This is a genomic window from Denitromonas halophila (assembly GCF_007625155.1).
GTDB classification, from domain to species: Bacteria; Pseudomonadota; Gammaproteobacteria; order Burkholderiales; family Rhodocyclaceae; genus Nitrogeniibacter; species Nitrogeniibacter halophilus.
Map to the genome: position 1 here is coordinate 14,926 of NZ_VMNK01000006.1, position 18,458 is coordinate 33,383.

At 61.5% G+C, this 18,458-nt stretch carries 16 protein-coding genes and 1 tRNA gene; 2 read left to right on the top strand and 15 right to left on the bottom strand.

The genetic code is table 11. From position 1 onward, the window contains the following. Positions 1–2 precede the first annotated feature (2 nt). From prsR to nirJ, 5 genes are all read right to left on the bottom strand, one after another. Positions 3–1,364, bottom strand: coding sequence for a PEP-CTERM-box response regulator transcription factor (prsR, locus tag FHP91_RS07050; protein ID WP_186301472.1), 1,362 nt, complete (start codon positions 1,362–1,364; stop codon positions 3–5). After that, positions 1,361–3,451 (bottom strand): XrtA/PEP-CTERM system histidine kinase PrsK, encoded by a 2,091-nt coding sequence (gene prsK / locus FHP91_RS07055; RefSeq protein ID WP_246116246.1) that lies wholly within the window; start codon positions 3,449–3,451, stop codon positions 1,361–1,363. The genes prsR and prsK overlap by 4 nt, the downstream gene beginning before the upstream one ends. 47 nt (positions 3,452–3,498) lie before the next feature. Then, the gene (locus FHP91_RS07060; protein ID WP_144308918.1) at positions 3,499–4,884 is read right to left on the bottom strand and encodes a TIGR03013 family XrtA/PEP-CTERM system glycosyltransferase; all 1,386 of its coding nucleotides are present in this window, start codon (positions 4,882–4,884) and stop codon (positions 3,499–3,501) included. A gap of 203 nt (positions 4,885–5,087) precedes the next feature. Further along, the gene (locus FHP91_RS07065) at positions 5,088–6,647 is read right to left on the bottom strand and encodes a nitrite reductase (RefSeq protein ID WP_144308919.1); all 1,560 of its coding nucleotides are present in this window, start codon (positions 6,645–6,647) and stop codon (positions 5,088–5,090) included. Positions 6,648–6,654: 7 nt separating this feature from the next. Further along, the gene (nirJ, locus tag FHP91_RS07070; protein WP_144308920.1) at positions 6,655–7,854 is read right to left on the bottom strand and encodes a heme d1 biosynthesis radical SAM protein NirJ; all 1,200 of its coding nucleotides are present in this window, start codon (positions 7,852–7,854) and stop codon (positions 6,655–6,657) included. A 153-nt stretch (positions 7,855–8,007) separates the two neighbouring features. Here nirJ and FHP91_RS07075 point away from each other — a divergent pair, with 153 nt between their 5' ends. Beyond that, the gene (locus FHP91_RS07075) at positions 8,008–9,141 is read left to right on the top strand and encodes an HD-GYP domain-containing protein (protein WP_186301473.1); all 1,134 of its coding nucleotides are present in this window, start codon (positions 8,008–8,010) and stop codon (positions 9,139–9,141) included. 12 nt (positions 9,142–9,153) lie between these two features. Here the strand turns inward: FHP91_RS07075 and ahbB (FHP91_RS07080) are convergent, their stop codons facing one another. From ahbB (FHP91_RS07080) to FHP91_RS07115, 8 genes are all read right to left on the bottom strand, one after another. Beyond that, entirely contained in the window at positions 9,154–9,636 is a 483-nt protein-coding gene (gene ahbB, locus FHP91_RS07080) for a siroheme decarboxylase subunit beta (protein ID WP_144179376.1), read from the bottom strand. A gap of 2 nt (positions 9,637–9,638) precedes the next feature. Further along, positions 9,639–10,109 (bottom strand): Lrp/AsnC family transcriptional regulator, encoded by a 471-nt coding sequence (locus FHP91_RS07085; RefSeq protein ID WP_144308922.1) that lies wholly within the window; start codon positions 10,107–10,109, stop codon positions 9,639–9,641. Further along, positions 10,102–11,133, bottom strand: coding sequence for a siroheme decarboxylase subunit beta (gene ahbB / locus FHP91_RS07090; protein ID WP_246116247.1), 1,032 nt, complete (start codon positions 11,131–11,133; stop codon positions 10,102–10,104). The genes FHP91_RS07085 and ahbB (FHP91_RS07090) overlap by 8 nt, the downstream gene beginning before the upstream one ends. Before the next feature lie 10 nt (positions 11,134–11,143). After that, entirely contained in the window at positions 11,144–12,319 is a 1,176-nt protein-coding gene (locus FHP91_RS07095; RefSeq protein WP_144308923.1) for a cytochrome D1 domain-containing protein, read from the bottom strand. Continuing rightward, positions 12,316–12,678, bottom strand: coding sequence for a c-type cytochrome (locus FHP91_RS07100; protein ID WP_144308924.1), 363 nt, complete (start codon positions 12,676–12,678; stop codon positions 12,316–12,318). Before FHP91_RS07100 ends, FHP91_RS07095 begins: the two co-directional genes overlap by 4 nt. 169 nt (positions 12,679–12,847) lie before the next feature. After that, positions 12,848–13,723 (bottom strand): ethylbenzene dehydrogenase-related protein, encoded by an 876-nt coding sequence (locus FHP91_RS07105; RefSeq protein ID WP_144308925.1) that lies wholly within the window; start codon positions 13,721–13,723, stop codon positions 12,848–12,850. 54 nt (positions 13,724–13,777) lie between these two features. Continuing rightward, positions 13,778–14,386 (bottom strand): NapC/NirT family cytochrome c, encoded by a 609-nt coding sequence (locus tag FHP91_RS07110; protein WP_186301474.1) that lies wholly within the window; start codon positions 14,384–14,386, stop codon positions 13,778–13,780. A 103-nt stretch (positions 14,387–14,489) separates the two neighbouring features. After that, positions 14,490–16,160, bottom strand: coding sequence for a cytochrome D1 domain-containing protein (locus tag FHP91_RS07115; RefSeq protein ID WP_144308926.1), 1,671 nt, complete (start codon positions 16,158–16,160; stop codon positions 14,490–14,492). A 292-nt stretch (positions 16,161–16,452) separates the two neighbouring features. On the opposite strand from FHP91_RS07115, the gene cobA reads away from it, so the two are divergent. Further along, complete coding sequence (cobA, locus tag FHP91_RS07120) at positions 16,453–17,256, top strand: uroporphyrinogen-III C-methyltransferase (RefSeq protein ID WP_391527565.1); 804 nt, start codon at positions 16,453–16,455, stop codon at positions 17,254–17,256. A 48-nt stretch (positions 17,257–17,304) separates the two neighbouring features. On the opposite strand, the gene FHP91_RS07125 is transcribed toward cobA, so the two are convergent. Both FHP91_RS07125 and FHP91_RS07130 read right to left on the bottom strand, forming a co-directional pair. Continuing rightward, positions 17,305–18,255 carry an alpha/beta hydrolase gene (locus tag FHP91_RS07125; RefSeq protein WP_144308928.1) on the bottom strand — a complete coding sequence of 317 codons (951 nt, stop codon included), beginning with the start codon at positions 18,253–18,255 and terminating at the stop codon, positions 17,305–17,307. Positions 18,256–18,358: 103 nt separating this feature from the next. Beyond that, positions 18,359–18,445, bottom strand: a tRNA-Leu gene (locus FHP91_RS07130). Positions 18,446–18,458: the final 13 nt, after the last annotated feature.

Sequence of the window (18,458 nt, forward strand, 5' to 3'; positions counted from 1 at the left end):
GATCAGGCCTCCTTCTTGATTCCGTATCGGTTCATCAGGTCGTACAGCGTCGGCCGGCTGACGCCGAGCACCTCTGCTGCACGTGCAATATTTCCATTGACGCGCGACAACACCTTGGTGACCGCCGAACGCTCGGCCGCTTCGCGCACCTGGCGCAAATTCAGCACATCCAGGTCATCTTCGACGGCCTCCAGCCCCAGATCATCGGCGGCCACACGATTGCCGTCCGCCATGATCACGGCCCGCTTCACGCAGTTTTCCAGTTCGCGCACATTACCCGGCCACGGTTGCGCTTCAATCGCTGCGATCGCGTCATCGGTCAGACGCATGCTGCCCCGACCGTTTTCTTCGGCAAAGCGCTGGACAAACGCATGCGCCAGCAAGCTCGCATCGCCCGGACGATCACGCAGCGGCGGAATTTCGATCACGATCTCGGCCAGTCGATAATAGAGATCCTCGCGGAACCGGCCCGCTTCGATCAAGCGTTTGAGGTCCTGGTGCGTCGCACACACAACACGCACATCGACCGGAATTTCGCTACGCCCGCCAATGCGCTCGATGACGCGCTCCTGCAAGAAACGCAACAACTTTGCCTGCAATGGCATCGGCAGATCGCCGATTTCGTCCAGGAACAGCGTCCCCTTGTCGGCCGTTTCGATCTTGCCCTGCGTTTGCTTGATCGCCCCCGTGAAGGCGCCTTTCTCGTGGCCAAACAACTCGGCTTCAAGCAAGGCATCCGGAATCGCAGCGCAATTGATGGCAACGAAACGCTGCTTGGCGCGCGACGACAAGGCATGCAAGCCCCGGGCAATGACTTCCTTGCCGGTGCCACTTTCACCGAACAAGGCGACTGTCACGTTGTTGGCCGACGCCACCTTTTCGACGGTACGGCAAACTTTCAGCATACCGGGGTCGCGTGTGAGCATGCCGCTCAATGCCGAGCCCAATTCTTCTTGCAGGCGAACATTCTCCCGCTGCAGATCGTAAAGCCGGAAAGCCCGATCGATCGTCAGCGTTAGAAACTCCGGCTCAAACGGTTTGGCAAAAAAATCGTAGGCGCCCATGCCAATTGCGCGGACCGCATTTTCGCGGTCATGCTGCCCGGTGAGCACAACGACTTTGGTGTCCGGCGCCAAGGTCAGCATTTCCTGCAGCAACTGAAACCCCTCACTCACACCGTCCGGATCCGGCGGCAATCCCAGGTCCATGGTCACGACAGGCGGCTCATGCCGCCGCAACTGCGCCAGGGCACTTTCACGGTCACTGGCCAGAACGGTTTCATAGTCGCCAAACGCCCAGCGCATCTGCTTTTGCAGCGCCGGGTCGTCTTCAACCACCATCAGGGTGCGTTGTTTCTCGGTCATGGTTCTGAGTCTGAATGAGCAAGCGCCACAGCGTCGGCATCTGGCCGCGGCTGTGTCGGGAGTGTGAGTTGCATCGTGGTGCCAACACCGGGCGTACTTTCAACACGGATGTCGCCGCCCAGCTCTCGCACGTATTGTCGCGCCTCGAAAACGCCGATGCCCATGCCGCTCGCCTTGGTGGTCTGGAATGGCCGGAACAGTTGGTCGCGCATGAACTCAGGCGACATGCCGCATCCGGTATCTCTGACCTCGATCAGTGCCTGGGTCTCGTCGAGACGACGAAGACATGCCGTTACCATACCATCGTCACCGGTCGCGTCGAGGGCATTTTGCACGATATGCCCCACGACACGCTCAAGTCGTTCGGCATTCGCGCGCACCTGAATGGCGGGCGCTTCGACACGGACCGACACGGCCGGCTGAAGATGCGCTCTCTGCTTCCGGATCCGCTCCAGCAGCTGCCCCAGATCCACTTGCCGGTCGCGTTCGATTGCGGTCTTTTTCTGGAGTTGCTGCATCAGGTCGCGCATCTTCTGCTCGACATGCGCCACGGTTTCGAGCATGTCAGCCTGAAATTCAGGGTTGTCCTTGTGACGCTCGGCGTTCTTGAGCATCAACGACATCTGGGCGACCAGGTTTTTCAGATCATGCACCACAAACGCCGACATCCGATTGAAGGCATCGAACTTACGCGCTTCGATCAAGGCTTCGGCCGCCTGCATCCGGGCCAGATAGCTCGCCGCCTGACGCTGGGCACTCTTGAGCAAATCGAGCACTTCCCAGTTGATATCGACGGGCGTACGCGGGGCCAGCAGCACAACAAAACCGATCAATGTTTCGCCCGCGGTCAGCGGCACCACCAGCCAACCGTCATCCAGCTCTGACAGCCAGCGTGGCGGGGTCAGCTCGCCGTAGGTCTTGGGACGCATTCGATACTCTTCGAGGTTGAAGACCCAGCCCTCGTCGGCCAAAAAACGGCACAGCGGCCCGTCGGCCGACTCCTCAATCGAAGACTCAGCCATATTGAGGCGGGCCCGCATCACGAACCGCCCCTGCCCGTCGTCAAGCCACAAGCCGCCACCCGAACTCTCCACCAGATCCGCCAATGCCCGAATCGTCGTCTGGCCAAGATCCTGGTGGTCCCCGTGGGTCGATAGCGCACGGGTGAATTTCAGCCACTCAATCCGGTAGTCGTAGCGGTAGGGAAACAAATGCTTGTTGAGCCAGACCCGCAGCCGGGCGCGCTGCGTGCCCGACACGGCGACGACCCCCAACAGCAGCAAAGCCGCAAAAAACAGTGTGACCTGAAGCGCCCGCCCCCAGTCGCCGCCAAAATAGCGTACGTAGTAGCCCGCCGCGGCCACCAGCAGCAGATACAGGCCGGACGCCGCCAGGGCCGTCGAATGGAACACCATTTCCCGCGACACCGACAGCCGGATCGCCCAACCTGGTACCCGCGACGCCGAAATGGCAATCAACGGCAAGACCAGCGCATGGGCCAGACCGCGAATACTCCAGATGTCGCGATCAATGGCGCCGAACAGGAAGGCATCGGCATACAGGTAGAGGTCGAAAACCGCCGAGGCCGCCATGGCCAGACAAAATGGCTTGAGCCCCCAGCGCGACGCCGCTGGCAACAAGCGATAGAGCTGCTCAACCAACACCAGCGCATACACCGCCGCGACAAGGTGGAGGAAAATCAGGGCGCGCTGAGGGTCAATCGGCCAAGACAGGTCCAGCACGGTCATCAGTGCTGTCAGCAGACGCAACGCGATCACGGCAATTGCCACCCGCGCGGGCCAGGCGCGGCGACTGCCATCGATCTGATGAATCAGCCCGACCACGAACGCGAGCCAGGCGGCGTCACGTGCCACCGCCAGCAACACAGCGGCGGCTCCTGCAAAGGCGAGGCCGGAAATCATGGCGGCATTGGCAACACACCAGGCCGCGCTGACCCCGACCGCCAGCAGCAAGCGGCCACCTGCCCCCTGCCCACGCCAGGCCGCCGCGAGATACACGCCGAACAGCCCGAACGCCGCCGCAGCGAGGGCATAACCCCAGACTGCCACGCTCGTCAGTTCAAGCATCTCGAATCACCTTGGCCACAGATCCGGCCGGAAGAGTCAGATGCGCCCTACTGCGCACCTTCGCCGGTAAGCACCACGCGCACCGTTTCGGCCAGCACAACGATGTCCAGCAACAGGGTGTGGTTTTTGACGTAATACAGATCGTACTGAAGTTTTTGCACGGCATCATCCACCGATGCGCCGTACTGGTAGCGAACCTGCGCCCATCCGGTCACGCCAGGCTTTACGCAGTGACGCACGGCGTAAAACGGGATCTCTGCGGTGAGCTGATCGACAAAGAACGGCCGCTCTGGGCGGGGTCCGACCAGGCTCATTTCGCCCAGAAAAACGTTGAACAACTGTGGCAACTCATCGATACGCAACTTGCGAATCAGCCGGCCGACGCGGGTCACCCGATTGTCGTTCGACTGCGCCCAGCGCGGCTTGCCATCCTTTTCAGCGTCGGTGCCCATGCTGCGAAACTTGATCACCTTGAACTGGCGGCCATTCTGCCCGACGCGCAGCTGGCGATAGAACACCGGCCCGCCGTCTTCAAGCAAAATAAGCAAGGCGGTCAGCAGCATCACCGGCACAGCCAGAATCAACAACACTAGGGATGCCGCCAGATCAAAGCACCGCTTGACCAGCGAGCGAAAAAACCCCTGACGAAAGCCGTCACCAAAAATCAGCCAGCTGGCTTTGAGCGCGTCGATACGCACCTGACCGCGCACGCGTTCATAGAAGGTCGACAAGTCGTAGACCTTGACGCCACGCATCTTGCAGTCGAGCAACTCACGCAGAGGCAGCACGCCACCACGACGCTCACGCACCGCAACGATGACCTCATTCACCCCAAGCTGATCAACCACATCGACCACCGCGCCACGATTGCTCAGAATCAGGTCAGGCGCGACCGCCCGATCATCATCATCACCGGTGGGCAAAAAACCTACGAATTTGAGCCCTCGGGACGCCGGATCGCGCAGCACCCGCTCGACCGACTCGGCCTCGCTTCCGGTCCCCAGGACCAACACCCGACGCGACATGAAAGCACCAAGACGCCCACGATTGGCAAACCCGCGCATCACCAAGATCAACCCCAGCAAGAGGATCACAGACACTTCGGCGGCCTCGGAAGCGAATTCGCCCCACGGCAACACGCGAAACACGCCATAGGCCACAGGAATACTGACGATCACGCCGACCAGAACGCGCGCCAACACATCCTTCAACTGCCGACCCGCGACAGGCCGGTAGAAACCGGTGATGGTATTAAGCACGATCATGGCGATCGCAAAGAGCAGCGCCGACGGCAGAATCATACGCCACGACTCGATGCCGACATCAGGCTGCAACACAATGGCAACAACGACGCCCGCAAACAGTACGAATGCATCGAAGATGATTTGATACAAGGTCGTCGCGGGAAAATAGTGGCTGAACACTTTGAGCATGATTCGTCCTCTCCGGTCCACCCTGCCCTCGCATGAGGCGAGGCGCGGAAGAAACCTGATACGGACTGAACAATACCCGAGCCCGGATAAACAAGGCGTGAATCACATCACACAAGACAGCGCCATGCGAGAATGCCGGCGGACCAAAGACCGCCAGCAAACCTCAAAAGCCTTTTATAACAAAGACTTGAAAGCCACCTCGCTCAGTGGCTTGTCCCTGACGAACGTGTGATTTTGTTGTGGAGGTTGTACTTTCCCACTGGCCGACGGGCCGGCAGCCGCTTGACCTCCTTGAGCGTGACAGCGTCATAGATGATCAAGGCGCCGTCGTCCTCCCACAGACTGGCAATCGCGTAGCGCCCGTCGCGGGTGAACTCGATATGCGCCAGCGTCTTGCCGGGTTCCGGCTTGAGCTGTGCGACCACCTCAAGGGTTTCCTTGTCGATCACCTGCAAGGTGTCACGCGCGGTCGGGCTCATCATCGAATCCGTCCAGGCATAGCGCGAATTTTCGTGACTGCGCATGAAGAAGCCGGGGCCGAGCGTCTTGATCTCCTTGACCACCGACCAGTCCTTCACGTCGATCACCGTGATCTTCCCGTCCTCCAGGTTGGGGGAGGCCATCACTGTGCGCCCCTGCCACTCCCAGGTAATGCCAGAGCCCAGATGCGGCATACCACCCAGATCCAGGTCGGCAATTTTCTTGCGCACGTCGAGATGAACAACCTGCCCCTTTTTGCCCACGCGGGTGGCGCCAATCAACTCGGAGTAATCCTGTGTGAAGAAAAAGTCATCCAGGATGTCGTCCAGCGGTGTGCGGCGCGGATTCAGGTAGCCGCGCAGGAAAGCACCTTCCTTGTATTTGAAGTCATGAATCAGCCCAACGGGGATGTCCTCGACGGTCGGGTCGTAGCTGATCTCCCACACCTCAGGCACATCCTTGAGCGCGGCCACAAAGCTCTTGCGCGGCGCCGCATCATAGACGGCCGACACGCGGGACGACGTCTTGCCCGCCTTGTCGGTCACGTCCATCACCTTGATCATGTTCAGATCGCTATCGAGCAAGACCAGCGAATGCGGCAGATAGTTGGCCACCGCCACCACCTTGCCGTCGGACGATACGGCGAGGTTGCGCGTATTGATCCCGGCGCGCACCTCAGCCACCAGCGTCAGGTTCCAGATGTCGTATTTCGACACCCAGCCGTCACGCGAGGCGAAATACACAAACCGCCCCTCGGGGCTGAACTTGGGTCCGCCGTGCAAGGCGAAACGCGAGGGGAAGCGGTGGATGCGCTCCAGCTTGTCGCCATCGAGAATCGACACATGATGGTCGCCCGCCTCAACGACGATGAACAGATTCATCAGGTCGGCGTCGAACTTCGCCTTGGCCGGCAATGTGGCGACATCCGCATGCACGATACGCGATGCCACGATCTGTTCGACATCCCACTTGGGCGGGGTCAAGGTCGGCTGGTAGATCATGGCCACCAAGGCGTCGATCTGCGCATCGTCGAGCGCCGCGCCAAAGGCCGGCATTTGCGTCGCGGCGCGGCCATTGACCACCACCTCGCGCGCAGCCTTCTTGCGCAGGCGAGAGAGGTTGTCCGGCAGCAGCGCCGGCCCCATTGCTCCGAGGCGGTCCGCGCCATGACAACTGGCGCAATGCTGGGCAAACAAGGCTGTCGCATCGGCGGGCGCTGCCGATGCGTGGCTGACGAATAGCGACACCCCGAGCAGGATGATGACGTGAATCAATGTATGCATGGCGAACTCAGGCGCGACGGCGCTCAAAGGGCGTAACGGTCAGCCGCGGGCGAACGGCATCATCCGGGCTCAGGCCGATTTCGGCATCGTCCAGATAGCAGGCGGGATCCTCTTCCCACGGATCGCCACTCGTTTGCTGAGCGCGTACGCGGGTATTACCGCCGCAGATATCGAAATGCGCACAGGCGCCGCAACGCCCCTTGACCTGTCGCGGGCGGGCCTTGAGGCCAGCCATGAGCGGGTCGGAGGTATCGGACCAGATCTCCGAAAACGGCCGCTTGCGCACATTGCCAATGGTGTGGTGCCACCACATGGTATCGGGGTGCACATTGCCGAGGTTGTCGATGTTGGCCACATTGACGCCGCTGGCATTGCCGCCCCACTGCACCAGCTTGGCGCGGATGTGCTCGGCCTTGTCGGGGAAGCGCCGTGCCACCCATTGGTAAAAGTACACGCCATCGGCATCGTTGTTGCCCGTAGTGAACTCGCGCACGCGGCCGGTTTTGACGTCGTCCAGACAGGTCTCGAACAACAGATCCATCGCCCAGCGGGTGAGCTGGTGCTGGGCGTCATCCTTGCGGTTCTTGTTGCCGCGCCCCGCGTAGTTCAGATGGGAAAAATAGAATCGATCGATGCCCTCGTCGGCCACCAGTTGCAGCAAGGCGGGCAGATCGGCCGCATTGTCCTGTGTCATGGTGAAGCGCACGCCAACTTTAAGACCGCGATCGCGGCACAGGCGGATACCCGCCAGCGACGCCTCAAACGCGCCTTTCATGCGGCGGAATTCGTCGTGGGTATCGCGGATGCCATCCAGGCTGACGCCAACGTAGTCGTAATCGATCTCGGCGATCTGATCGATGTTCTCATCCGTAATCAAGGTGCCGTTCGATGACAGCGCGGTATAAAAACCCATCGCCTTGGATCGGCGCGAGATCTCGAAAATATCGGGTCGCAGCAAGGGCTCGCCGCCCGACAGGATCAGCACCGGCACCCGGTAGGCCTTGAGGTTGTCCATGACCGAAAAGACGTCCTGGGTATCGAGCTCACCCGGAAAATTGGTGTCGGCGGAAATCGAGTAGCAGTGCTTGCAGGTCAGGTTGCAGCGCCGGATCAGGTTCCAGATCACCACCGGACCGGGCAGGTCACGACGCGGCCCCACGGGCGTGGGGTGCTCAAGTTCATGCATGTATTGCGACAGTCGGAACATCGGTGGGACTCCAATTTCGGGCTTCGGCCATTCTTGCCCGCCCCCCATTCGCCCGCGTTGATTGCGGTCAACCGCATGGTCAGAAGCCCGCGTTGGTGCTACCGTACTGCAAACTCAACAAGACGTATTCGCAGTACGGGACCCCACTCCACCATGGACTCACGGCGCCTGTCGCCCATCGACCACATCGATAGCACGCTGCTTGACGCCTTCGTCCAGAACGCGCTACCCGATCTGCTCGCGCCACTTCAGCGCACACTGGTCGAGCGCCTGCCCCATCCGTGCCGGCTGGCGGCGATCTGGCTGGGCGACAACGCAACCCGCATTACGGCCAGCGTCGACTCGATGGGCCGGCGTAAAACGCCGGGCGAGAACGAGCTCTCGCATGTCATCGACAGCCCCACGCTGCACCAGTGCCTGAGCCGCAATGCCGTTGTACGCTCACCGGCGATGACCGACCCGCTGGTCCGCTGGGTTGCCGAAGACACCTGCGAACCCCTGCTCTGCCTGCCACTGATACGCAACGCAGAACGCCTTGGCGCGCTGATGATCATGCAGCGCGCGGGCTTCGAGACGCCTGAAGCCAAACTGACCGAACTGGCCAGCTGGGCCCCTTTGATGGCCAGTTTGCTGGTGCACGAAATCGACGCCATTCACGGCCTCTTTGGTGCCGTGCGTTTCGCGCGCGATTTCACCCTGATGCGAGATACCGAAACCGGCCAGCACCAACTTCGCATCGGCGGCTACGCCGGCCTGCTGGCCCAGGTGATGGGCAGCGCCAACGGACTGGACGACGGCTTCGCCCAGGAGATCGCGCTTTACGCGCCGCTGCACGACATCGGCAAGATCGGCATCCCGGACGAAATCCTGCTCAAACCCGGAAAATTTGACGACGCCGAGCGCGAGCGCATGAAAGCACATGTCACCAATGGCGCGGCACTGATCGACCGACTGGTCGAAGACTTCCGGCTAGAGGGCAATCCACGCGTCAACGCGCTACGGGCCGTGGTGGCCTGGCATCACGAATACATCGACGGCAGCGGCTACCCGGAGGGCCGCGCGGGCGACCAGATCCCGCTGGAGACGCGGATCATCACGGTGGCCGATATTTTTGACGCGCTCACCAATGTGCGTGCCTACAAGCAGCGCTGGTCGCTCGACGAAGCTTTCGAGCTGCTCCAGTCGATGGCGGGCAAGCAACTGGACAAAGAATGCGTCCAGGCCTTTGTCAGTGAACGCAAGCAAATCACCGAAATATGGGGGCATTACGCCGCTAACGGCGCGTAATACGCTTCCGCCTCAACCGACGAGACGCAGGCCGGTCTTCTTCAGAATCTTCGAACTGAACAGCACGTCACGCGCGCGCACGGCCGCGCCGAGTCGCTCGGCGATCTGCTCGGCCTGCGCCAGCACCTCGGCCCGATCATGGCCATGTACCATGGCGAACAGGTTGTACGGCCAGTCCGGCATATGGCGCGGCCGCTTATAACAGTGCGTCACACACGCCATCTGCCCGACCGCCTCGCCCAGCGCATCGATCTGTGCGTCGTCGACATCCCACACCGTCATGCCATTGGCCACATAACCCAGCGCATAGTGATTGGGCACGGCGCCCATGCGGCGGATCACGCCGGTCTCAAGCAAGCGCGCCATCCTGGCTTGCACCTCACTGGCCGGCAAGCCGAGTGTTTCGCCGAGTGCGTCATAGGGGCGACTCACCAGTGGCAAGCCGCCTTGGGTTGCCACAATCAGCGCGCGATCTATCGAATCAATGACTTCCATTCTCAGGCCTTGAGCTTCATTTCGACGAAGTATTCCTTCAGCTTCGGGAAGGGGTAAACCGGCAGTTCGGTCTCGGCCTCGATCCGCGCAATGGCCGCGTCGATGCCGCCGGGCGTTTCAGTCGCCAGCACAAACCACATATTGAAGGCGTGATCCCGGCGATAGTTGTGCGCCACCTCGGGCAAGGCATTGACCTGCGCATTGACCGCCTCAAAGCGCGACTCGGGCACCGCCATGGCCGCCAGGACAAAGCGGCCGCCCATGCGCTCGACCTGAAACATCGGGCCGAAACGGGTCAGTACCCGCGTCGCGAGCATCTCCTTCAATCGATCGAGAAGCGCCGCTTCCGAAATACCCAGTGTCGCCGCGACATCGGCATACGGCGTATCGGTCAGCGGAAAGCCGCCCTGCAAGGCGTTGATGATGTTGCGATCCAGGTCGGACAGGGCGACAGGTGCCTGGCGTTCAGTCATTCGTCGACTTCTCCGCAACGTATCGCGCCCCACACTGCTTGAAGCGGCGGGTCGAAAACAAGACTTCGGACGGGAAATCGGCCAGCTCACATTGGGCGACGATTTTCGCCAACTGCTCGCGCACCTCGGCCTGATCATGGCCGTGAATCATGCAATACAGGTTGAACGGCCAGCCCTCCGCGCGCGCCCGGCGGTAGCACAGATTGACGCCATCAGCGGCCGCCAGGCGTTCGCCCAGCGCATTGGTCTGATCATCCGGCACATCCCAGACGCACATCGCGTTCGCCCGATAGCCCAGCTCGTGGTGGCGCACCACCACGCCGAATCGCTTGACGATGCCACGGGCAACCCAATCACGCACCGTGCTCAGCACCTCCGACTCGCTCACCCCGGCTGAGTTGCCCACACTGGCAAACGGCCGGCTGATCAGCGGCAGTCCGGACTGCAAGACCTGCATGATCGCCACTTCGGCGGGGGTCAGCACCTCCGGCGTCACGGGCCCATAGCTTACCTGGGTGGTGGTTCGCCCCTTTCCTGCCAGATCGAAGCCGAGGTCGATGTGGTACTCCTCGCGCAGCGGCAGCGCGATGACCGGGCAGCCGGTTTCACGGCGAATCTCGCGAAGGACGCGGGCCAGCGCGACCGCATCGGGCGCCGCCACCACAAACCACAGATTCCACTCGTGCTCACGCGCATAGTTGTGGTTGATTTCGGGGTGGGCGCTGACGACCGCCGCCGTTTCTTCGAGATGCTCGGGGGGTGCTTTGAGCGCCGCCAGCGTGCTCGCGCCAATGCGTCGCGGCGAAAACACCGGGCCGACCCGGCTGACGGTGCCGCCCTCACGCAGGCTGGTGAGCCGCGACAGCACGCCGGCCTCCGTCACGCCGAGATCGTTCGCGATCCGGGCGAATGGCCGGGTCATCAGCGGAAAATCGCGCTGAAAATCATTCAGCAAGCGGAAGTCGGCTTCATCGGAGAAGACCGGCTTCAAGCTCATGATCGGCGCACGAGGATCTAGCAGCATGGCGGCCCCCTTAGAACCCGATCCGCGCAGCACGATGGCTGAAGAAGATCCCGGAAGGTGCCGTCGCCGGCAAGGTCTTGCGCACTTCAAACGTATCGGTGTCGAACACCGTCACGCGATTGTCGTCGCGCGCGGACACCCAGACGTTGTCACCACGCGGCGTAAATTCCATGTGCAGCACAGCCTTGCCCGGCGCCAGCGTCTTGATCACCTCGCGCGTCGGGGTATCAATCACCTGCACCCAGCCATTATCGGGGAAGGCGAAATTCACCCACACCTGGCGACCATCCGGCCGCGCCATCACAAACACCGGCTGCCCCTTGACCGGCACGCGCGCGGCTTCGGTCCAGGTCTTGGTATCGACCACCAGCACCTCATGACGCCCGATCGCAGGCAAGAAGGCAAAGCCCCCCGCCATCGCCCAGCCGCGCAGGTGCGGCATTTTGTATACCGGCAGCTTTTCTTCGCCGCGGCCGTAGCCATCGAGAATCTTGCGCACCCCTTTCTCGGGATGCCACAGATCGAGCAGGGCAATGCCATCCTCACCAAACAGCCCGGCCATGAAGTAGCGTCCATCTGGCGTCACCAGGCCGTCGTAGGGCTGCTGCCCGGCCGGAAAGCGCGTGGTCTTGGGATGCTTGGGATCGGAAAAATCCGTCACCCAGATTTCACCCGCATCGAACAACGCATAGACAAACTTCTGTCCAGGCACATCCGCCAGACCCACCACCTTGGAGAACTTCCCCGGCGCGTACTCTGCGGGCACTTCGGACACCAGTTCCAGCGTATCGGCATCAAAGGCCTTGATGCCGCCCGGCTGATAATTCTGAGCGACCACCAGGCGGCCATCCTGCGACACCGAACCGCCAATCGAATTGCCGGCCTGGATGATCCGCTTGACGATGGTCCGGGTCAGCAGATCAACCTTGGTCAGCCCACCGTCCCGGCCAAACACAAAGGCATAGCGCGCATCGCGCGAGTAGGTCACATGGGCATGCGACAAGTCGCCCAGGCCCGGCACCGAACCGAGGCTCGTGCGCCCCGAGTGCTCAACCACCTGCACCGATCCCGTTGCCCGCTCGATCACCACACCCAGGTCGCCCGTGCCGCGCAGCACCGGCGTTTGCGCGCATCCTGCCAGCAATCCCAAAGACAAAAGGCTGGCACCCAACATCCGAACCGTCATTTCGACAACTCCATCTGTGCAGCAACCGGCGGGAAACCCTGCATCAACCGCTGCACGATCCACGCTGCTTCGCTTTCATTCATAAACGGTGCCCAGCCCGGCATCGCCGTGCCTGGGCGTCCCATCATTACCGTGGCAACCAGAGCGTCCGCCGGCTTGTCGCGCAGCGTCTCCGGCAACAAAGCCGGCCCGAGGCCGCCCTTGAGCGTCAGCCCGTGGCAGGACCCACAGTCCTGCCGCACCATATTGACCAGTTCGCGCTGCCGTTCGGTGGCGGGCTCGGCCTGCGCGGACGCGGCCACGGCAGCCACCCCGAGCAACACCAGCACATGCAACCACAGCGATCGATCAAAGCCCATTGACGCCTCCTCTCCTTCAATGTCCGCCACCTTAGGCCATGCCCCACCGGCCGCCCTTGACAGTTGTCAAAGCCCCCTCTTTTGCCGTGGATATCTGCCACCAAGGCCCTGATTGCACAATAAAAAAGGCGCCCGAAGGCGCCTTTTCAACACACTGCAGACAGGTCGCTTACTGCTTCGCAGCGACGATATCTGCCTTGGCATCAATCCCCAGGGTGTAGCCCATCGACACCTGGTGGAAACGACCCTTGGCGTGGTCGTCATGCACCGCGAAGCCGAAGTTATAGGTCTTGCCCGTGGCCAGGGCGATATCGCCCTCGCCACCACCGGCCAGCTTACGAGTGAACACCACGGTCCAGGTATCGCCGTCCTTCTTGCCCTCGGCCTTCACCAGCCCCTTGCCGCCGTCCATAACGCGCTTGTCGGCGACGTAGCCGTCATGGGCTTCGCCCTTGCCGCTGCGCCACTGGATCAGGTCGTAGAACTTGCCGCTGGCCAGGTCGCCGCCTTTGACATACTTGGTTTTCTTGTCGTCAGCGCCCGGCATGGTGCGGGCGTCGCCGTGACAGGTTTCCCAGCAGCCGGACTGGTCCGCACGCTCGACCTTGTTGCCTTCAAGCATGACAGCCACTTTGACCTGGTTGTCGGCATCCATCTTGGCGGCGCCAGAGGCCTTCGGTTCTTTCCAGTTAAAGCGCAGATAGAGATTCTCGCCGTCGTGAGCGGCCTGCACATTCACAGGAATGGCCGGGGCCTTGCCGGCGATGGGCGTCGGTTCGATCTTGCTGCCGCTGGCCATTTTCTGGCCCATATCGGCGAGCTCTTCTTCGTGACAGCCGACACAGGTCTCGCCCTTCTTCAGCAGACGGGCACCACCGTGGTCGCTGCCCTTGGTGATCCACTCAATCGGCGACACACCCGGATAGAACACGGTGATCTTCTTGGCAGCGACCTTGCTCCAGTCGGCAGGCTCGGCGGCACTGGCCACGCCGGCACCGAAAGACAGTGCGACGCCCAGTGCGATTGCGGAAAACTTCATGCTCATGTTTTGTCCCCTGTAGGTCATTGGGTTTGCTACAAACCAGCGGTTGCCCGCCGATCAACCTTCATCTTCTTCGGTCATGCCTTCGGGTTTATGGTGTGCAATTCCCTTGTGGCAGTCGATGCAGGTCATGTTGTCTTCGATGGCGTACGTATGACTCTTCTGCGCACGCTTGGCCTGCGCTTCCGGATTCATGCCATCAAAACTGTGACAGTTGCGGCACTCGCGCGAATCGGAGGCTTTCATTCGGGCCCACTCGTTACGCGCCAGACGCAAACGATTCTCTTCGAATTTTTCCTTGGTGTCGATGACGCCGGTGATCTTGCCCCACACTTCCTTGGAAGCCTGGATCTTGCGGATCATCTTGTGTGTCCAGTCCCTGGGCACATGACAGTCGGAGCACACGGCACGCACGCCGGTGCGGTTCGAGTAGTGAATGGTCTGTTTGTATTCTTGATACACGTTGTCCTTCATCTCGTGACACGAGATGCAGAACTCCAGCGTATTGGTGGCTTCCATGGCGGTATTGAATCCGCCCCAGAAGAAGACACCCGAGAAAAACCCGACGACAAGGAGTGTCAGGAGGGAATACTTGGCACTCGGACGGCGCAAGCTCGCCAGAAAGCCCGTTTTCCGGCCCGAGTTGTCGCTGGATTGATCCGTCATTTTCTATCCTTCTTGGGCTGCCCGGAACGGCAACCGTTGCAATCGCTATCAGTGATAAACCGGGGGCCGAAGCCCCCGGAGTCAAACGTCTACCCGATGTTGCTTAGTAGATATCGTGCTGCGTGTTGTGCAGGTTGAACTTGCCGGTCGGGGTGATCATCTTCGGATCGGTGATCACTTTCTTGACCTTCAGCGTGGTGTCGTCATACACAACGATGGCGGACTGGTCAGCCTTGCCGCCCCACAGGGAGATCCACACTTCGTTGCCGTCGGCGTTGTATTCCGGATGCACGGCACGACGAATGGCCTTGGTTTCCGGCAGACCGGAATCCTTGGCAACGTTCAGCATGACCGGCGGCTTCGACAGGTCGGCGATGGAGTACACCGCGACCGATTCAGCCAGTGACTTTTCCGGGTTCTGCGGCGCGTCAGCCCACAGGTGCTTGGACTTCGGGTGGGTCTTGACGAACAGGTTGCCAGCACCGACGTGCTTGATTTCCTGAACGACTTTCCACGCGTTGTCCTTGTGCTTCTCCGGATCGGTACCGATCAGAGTGATCACGTCGGCACCCAAGTGACCGGTGGTCCACACGGGGCCATAGGTCGGATGCACGAAGTTGGCGCCGCGACCCGGGTGGGGGATCTTGGCGGTATCGACCAGCGCGGCCAGCTTGCGCTCGACGGTATCAACCACAGCCACCTTGTTGGAGGCGTTGGCGGCCACCAGGAAGTAACGCTGAGTGGAGTCCCAACCGCCGTCGTGCAGGAACTTGGCGGATTCGAAGGTGGTTTCCTTCAGGTTCTTCAGGTCAGAGTAGTCGACCAGACGAATCTGACCGGTTTCCTTGATGTTGACAACCCATTCCGGCTTGGTCTGCGAAGCCACGATGGAGGCCACACGCGGCTCCGGGTGATACTCGCCATCAACGGTCATACCACGGGTGCTGACGATCTTGAGCGGCTCAAGCGTTGCGCCGTCCATGATCGAGTACTGCGGCGGCCAGTAACCACCGGCGATCGCGTAGGTGTCCTCGTAGCCCTTGAACTTGGAGGTATCCACCGAACGTGCGTCGAAAGCCACCTTGACTTCAGCCACAACAGCAGGCTTCTCGAGCCACAGGTCGATCAACGACAGACGACCGTCGCGGCCGATCACGTACACGTAGCGACCCGATGCCGAGATACGCGAAATGTGAACCGCATAGCCGGTCTTGACGATGCTGGTGATTTCCTTGGTGTCGCCGTCAATCAGAGCCACTTCGCCGGTATCACGCAGGGTGACCGAGAAGATGTTCTTCAGATTGATCTTGTTCATCTGCTTGGTCGGACGCTTGTCGACCGGCATCATGACTTTCCAGGTGGCCTTCATTTCGGCCATCGAGAACTCAGGCGGGACATCGGGCACGTTCTGGATGTAACGGGCCATCAGGTTGATTTCATCCTTGGTCAGGATGTCGTCGAAGTTCACCATACCGCCTTCGGTACCGTAGGCGATGATCTTCTCAAGACGATTCTGACCCAGCTTCAGCGTACCGCCTTCCAGCTTGGAGCCATCCTTCAGGGTCTTTTCCCAGTGCGGCTCGAGGTTCTTGCCGGTTGCGCCTTTACGCAACACACCGTGACAGCCGGCGCAACGCTCAAAGTAAATTTTCTTGGCGGTTGCCTTCTCGGCATCCGTCATGCTCGGTGCATCAGCTGCAAAGGCACTGCTGATGGCAAACGGCATTGCCGCCATCGCCAGCGCGCTCGCCAGCCAGGTTCCACGGGTCTTCATGCTCGGTCTCCCTTCTAAGAAAACGCAGTTGCGGGTCATTCCGCTGGAGACGAAGGTTGAACCTCGTAAACCGCTGCGTCTTTGACTCCAATCAATCTTGATCCGATAGAAGGGTTGTTACAGTCATACCCCATCGAACCCGAGGATGACGAACATGGCCGGCCAAAACACCAGTTTGACCTGTAACAGTGGATTGACCGCCCCGGCCCTGTCGTCGCTACTGCAGCGCATCGTCGACCGACTCGAAGCCCGCGGCATCAGCGGCCGACCCATTCCGCCGCGAGACCGACGCATCACACCACCAGACGACACGCCCGCACAACAAGACAAGGCGCCCGACGGCGTCGTCAGCCTGGTCGGCGCGGGCCCGGGTGACCCCGAACTGCTTACATTACGCGCCGCCCGGCTGATCGCGGCAGCCGATGCGGTGGTCTATGACCATCTGGTCGGCGAACACATCCTGACCCTGATCCGCGACGACGCCGAGCGCGTCTACGTGGGCAAGGAAGCCGGCAACCACACCCTGCCCCAGGGTGAAATCAACACCCTGTTGGTACGCATGGCACAGGCCGGCAAGCATGTCGTCCGCCTCAAGGGCGGCGACCCGTTCATTTTTGGACGTGGCGGCGAAGAAATTGAAGAACTGGTGCAATCCGGCGTGCGCTTCGAGGTGGTACCCGGCATCACCGCGGCCTCCGGGGTGTCGGCCTACGCCGGCATTCCGCTCACGCACCGCGACTACGCCCAATCCTGTACCTTCGCCACCGGCCATCTCCAGGACGGCACCGCCGACCTGGACTGGGCCGCGCTGGCGCGACCGCATCAAACGGTGGTGATCTACATGGGGATCGGCGCGCTGCCGCAGATATCAAAGCAGCTGATCGCGCATGGGGTACCGGCTGACACGCCAGCGGCCGCGGTACAAAACGGCACCACCGATCATCAGCGCACGGTCGTGGCCACACTCGGCACGCTGGCCGACGCGCTGGCCGACGCCGGCCTGCGCCCGCCGGCACTGCTCATCGTCGGGCAAGTGGTCAAACTGCATCACCGCCTGGACTGGTATCAGCATGCGCTGGCCGAAGAAACCGCCTGATCCGGGCGCGTCGTCCAGCCATCAGCGCCGCACCGATGTGCGGCGTTTTTATGTGAGCGACAGCGCCTCGGCCAGATCGGCGGCCACTTGCGCCACCGCGACATTGGCTTGCGGGAAGTAGCCCCCCAACGTGAAGAAGCCGTGCACCATGCCGTCGTAAGCATGATGGCGCACCGTGACGCCCTCCGCCTGGGCCCGCTCGGCAAACGCGAGGCAGTCGTCAGTCAGGGGGTCACAGCCTGCCGTCACCAGCGTCATCGGCGGCAAACCGGCCAAAGACGAGGCGCGCATCGGCGAGGCGCGCCAGTCTTCGGACTCACCATTGGGCAGATAGCGCTCAAAGAACCACTGCAGGGTTGCGCGATCCAGAAAATAACCATCAGCATAAGTCTCGCGACTGGGCCGCGTGCTGTGGATTTCGGTGCACGGATAAATCGCTGCCAGATAGCGCAGCGGCGGCACGCCGGCGCGGTCGCGCCAGGCCAGTGCCACGCCCAGCAGCAAGTTACCGCCGGCGCTGTCGCCACCCAGGGCGACGCGGTCAGGATCGACTTCCAGCAAATCGGCATGGTCGATGGCCCAGTCCGGCGCCAGCAAGGCATCGTCAAAAGCCGCGGGAAATGGGTGCTCGGGCGCCAGGCGGTACTCCACCGACAACACCGCGCAACCCGCCTCATTGGCCAGCTCGCGGCACACCACGTCGTAGGACGGCACATCGCCCACGCACCAGCCGCCGCCGTGATAGAAAACCAACAGGGGCAGCACCTGACCGGACTTAGCCTGCAAAGGGCGGTACAGCCGGGCCATCAACACCGATCCGTCGCGACGGCCGATCGGCACCTCGGTGACCGAAGCGACCGGCGGCGCATCAGGCCTGAAGGCAAACAGCAGCTTTTCAGAGGCGCGGCGCGCCTGAGAAACATCCAGCTCATGAAAGCGCGGCACACCCACACGCTGAACCATGTCGAGCAGTCCCCGGGCTTTGGGGTCGAGCGCCATGAAAGCATTCTCCGCTGGATTCCGTCAGGGCCTGTGCCGCTGTACTTGGCAAGGCCGTCGTGTGACGGATAAGATTCGGGGCTTTTCGCCCACGATGAAGCGCTGGTGCCGGGAGGGGGACTCGAACCCCCACAGTGTCACCACCGGCGGATTTTGAATCCGCTGCGTCTACCGATTCCGCCATCCCGGCTGGCTAGCGGCGC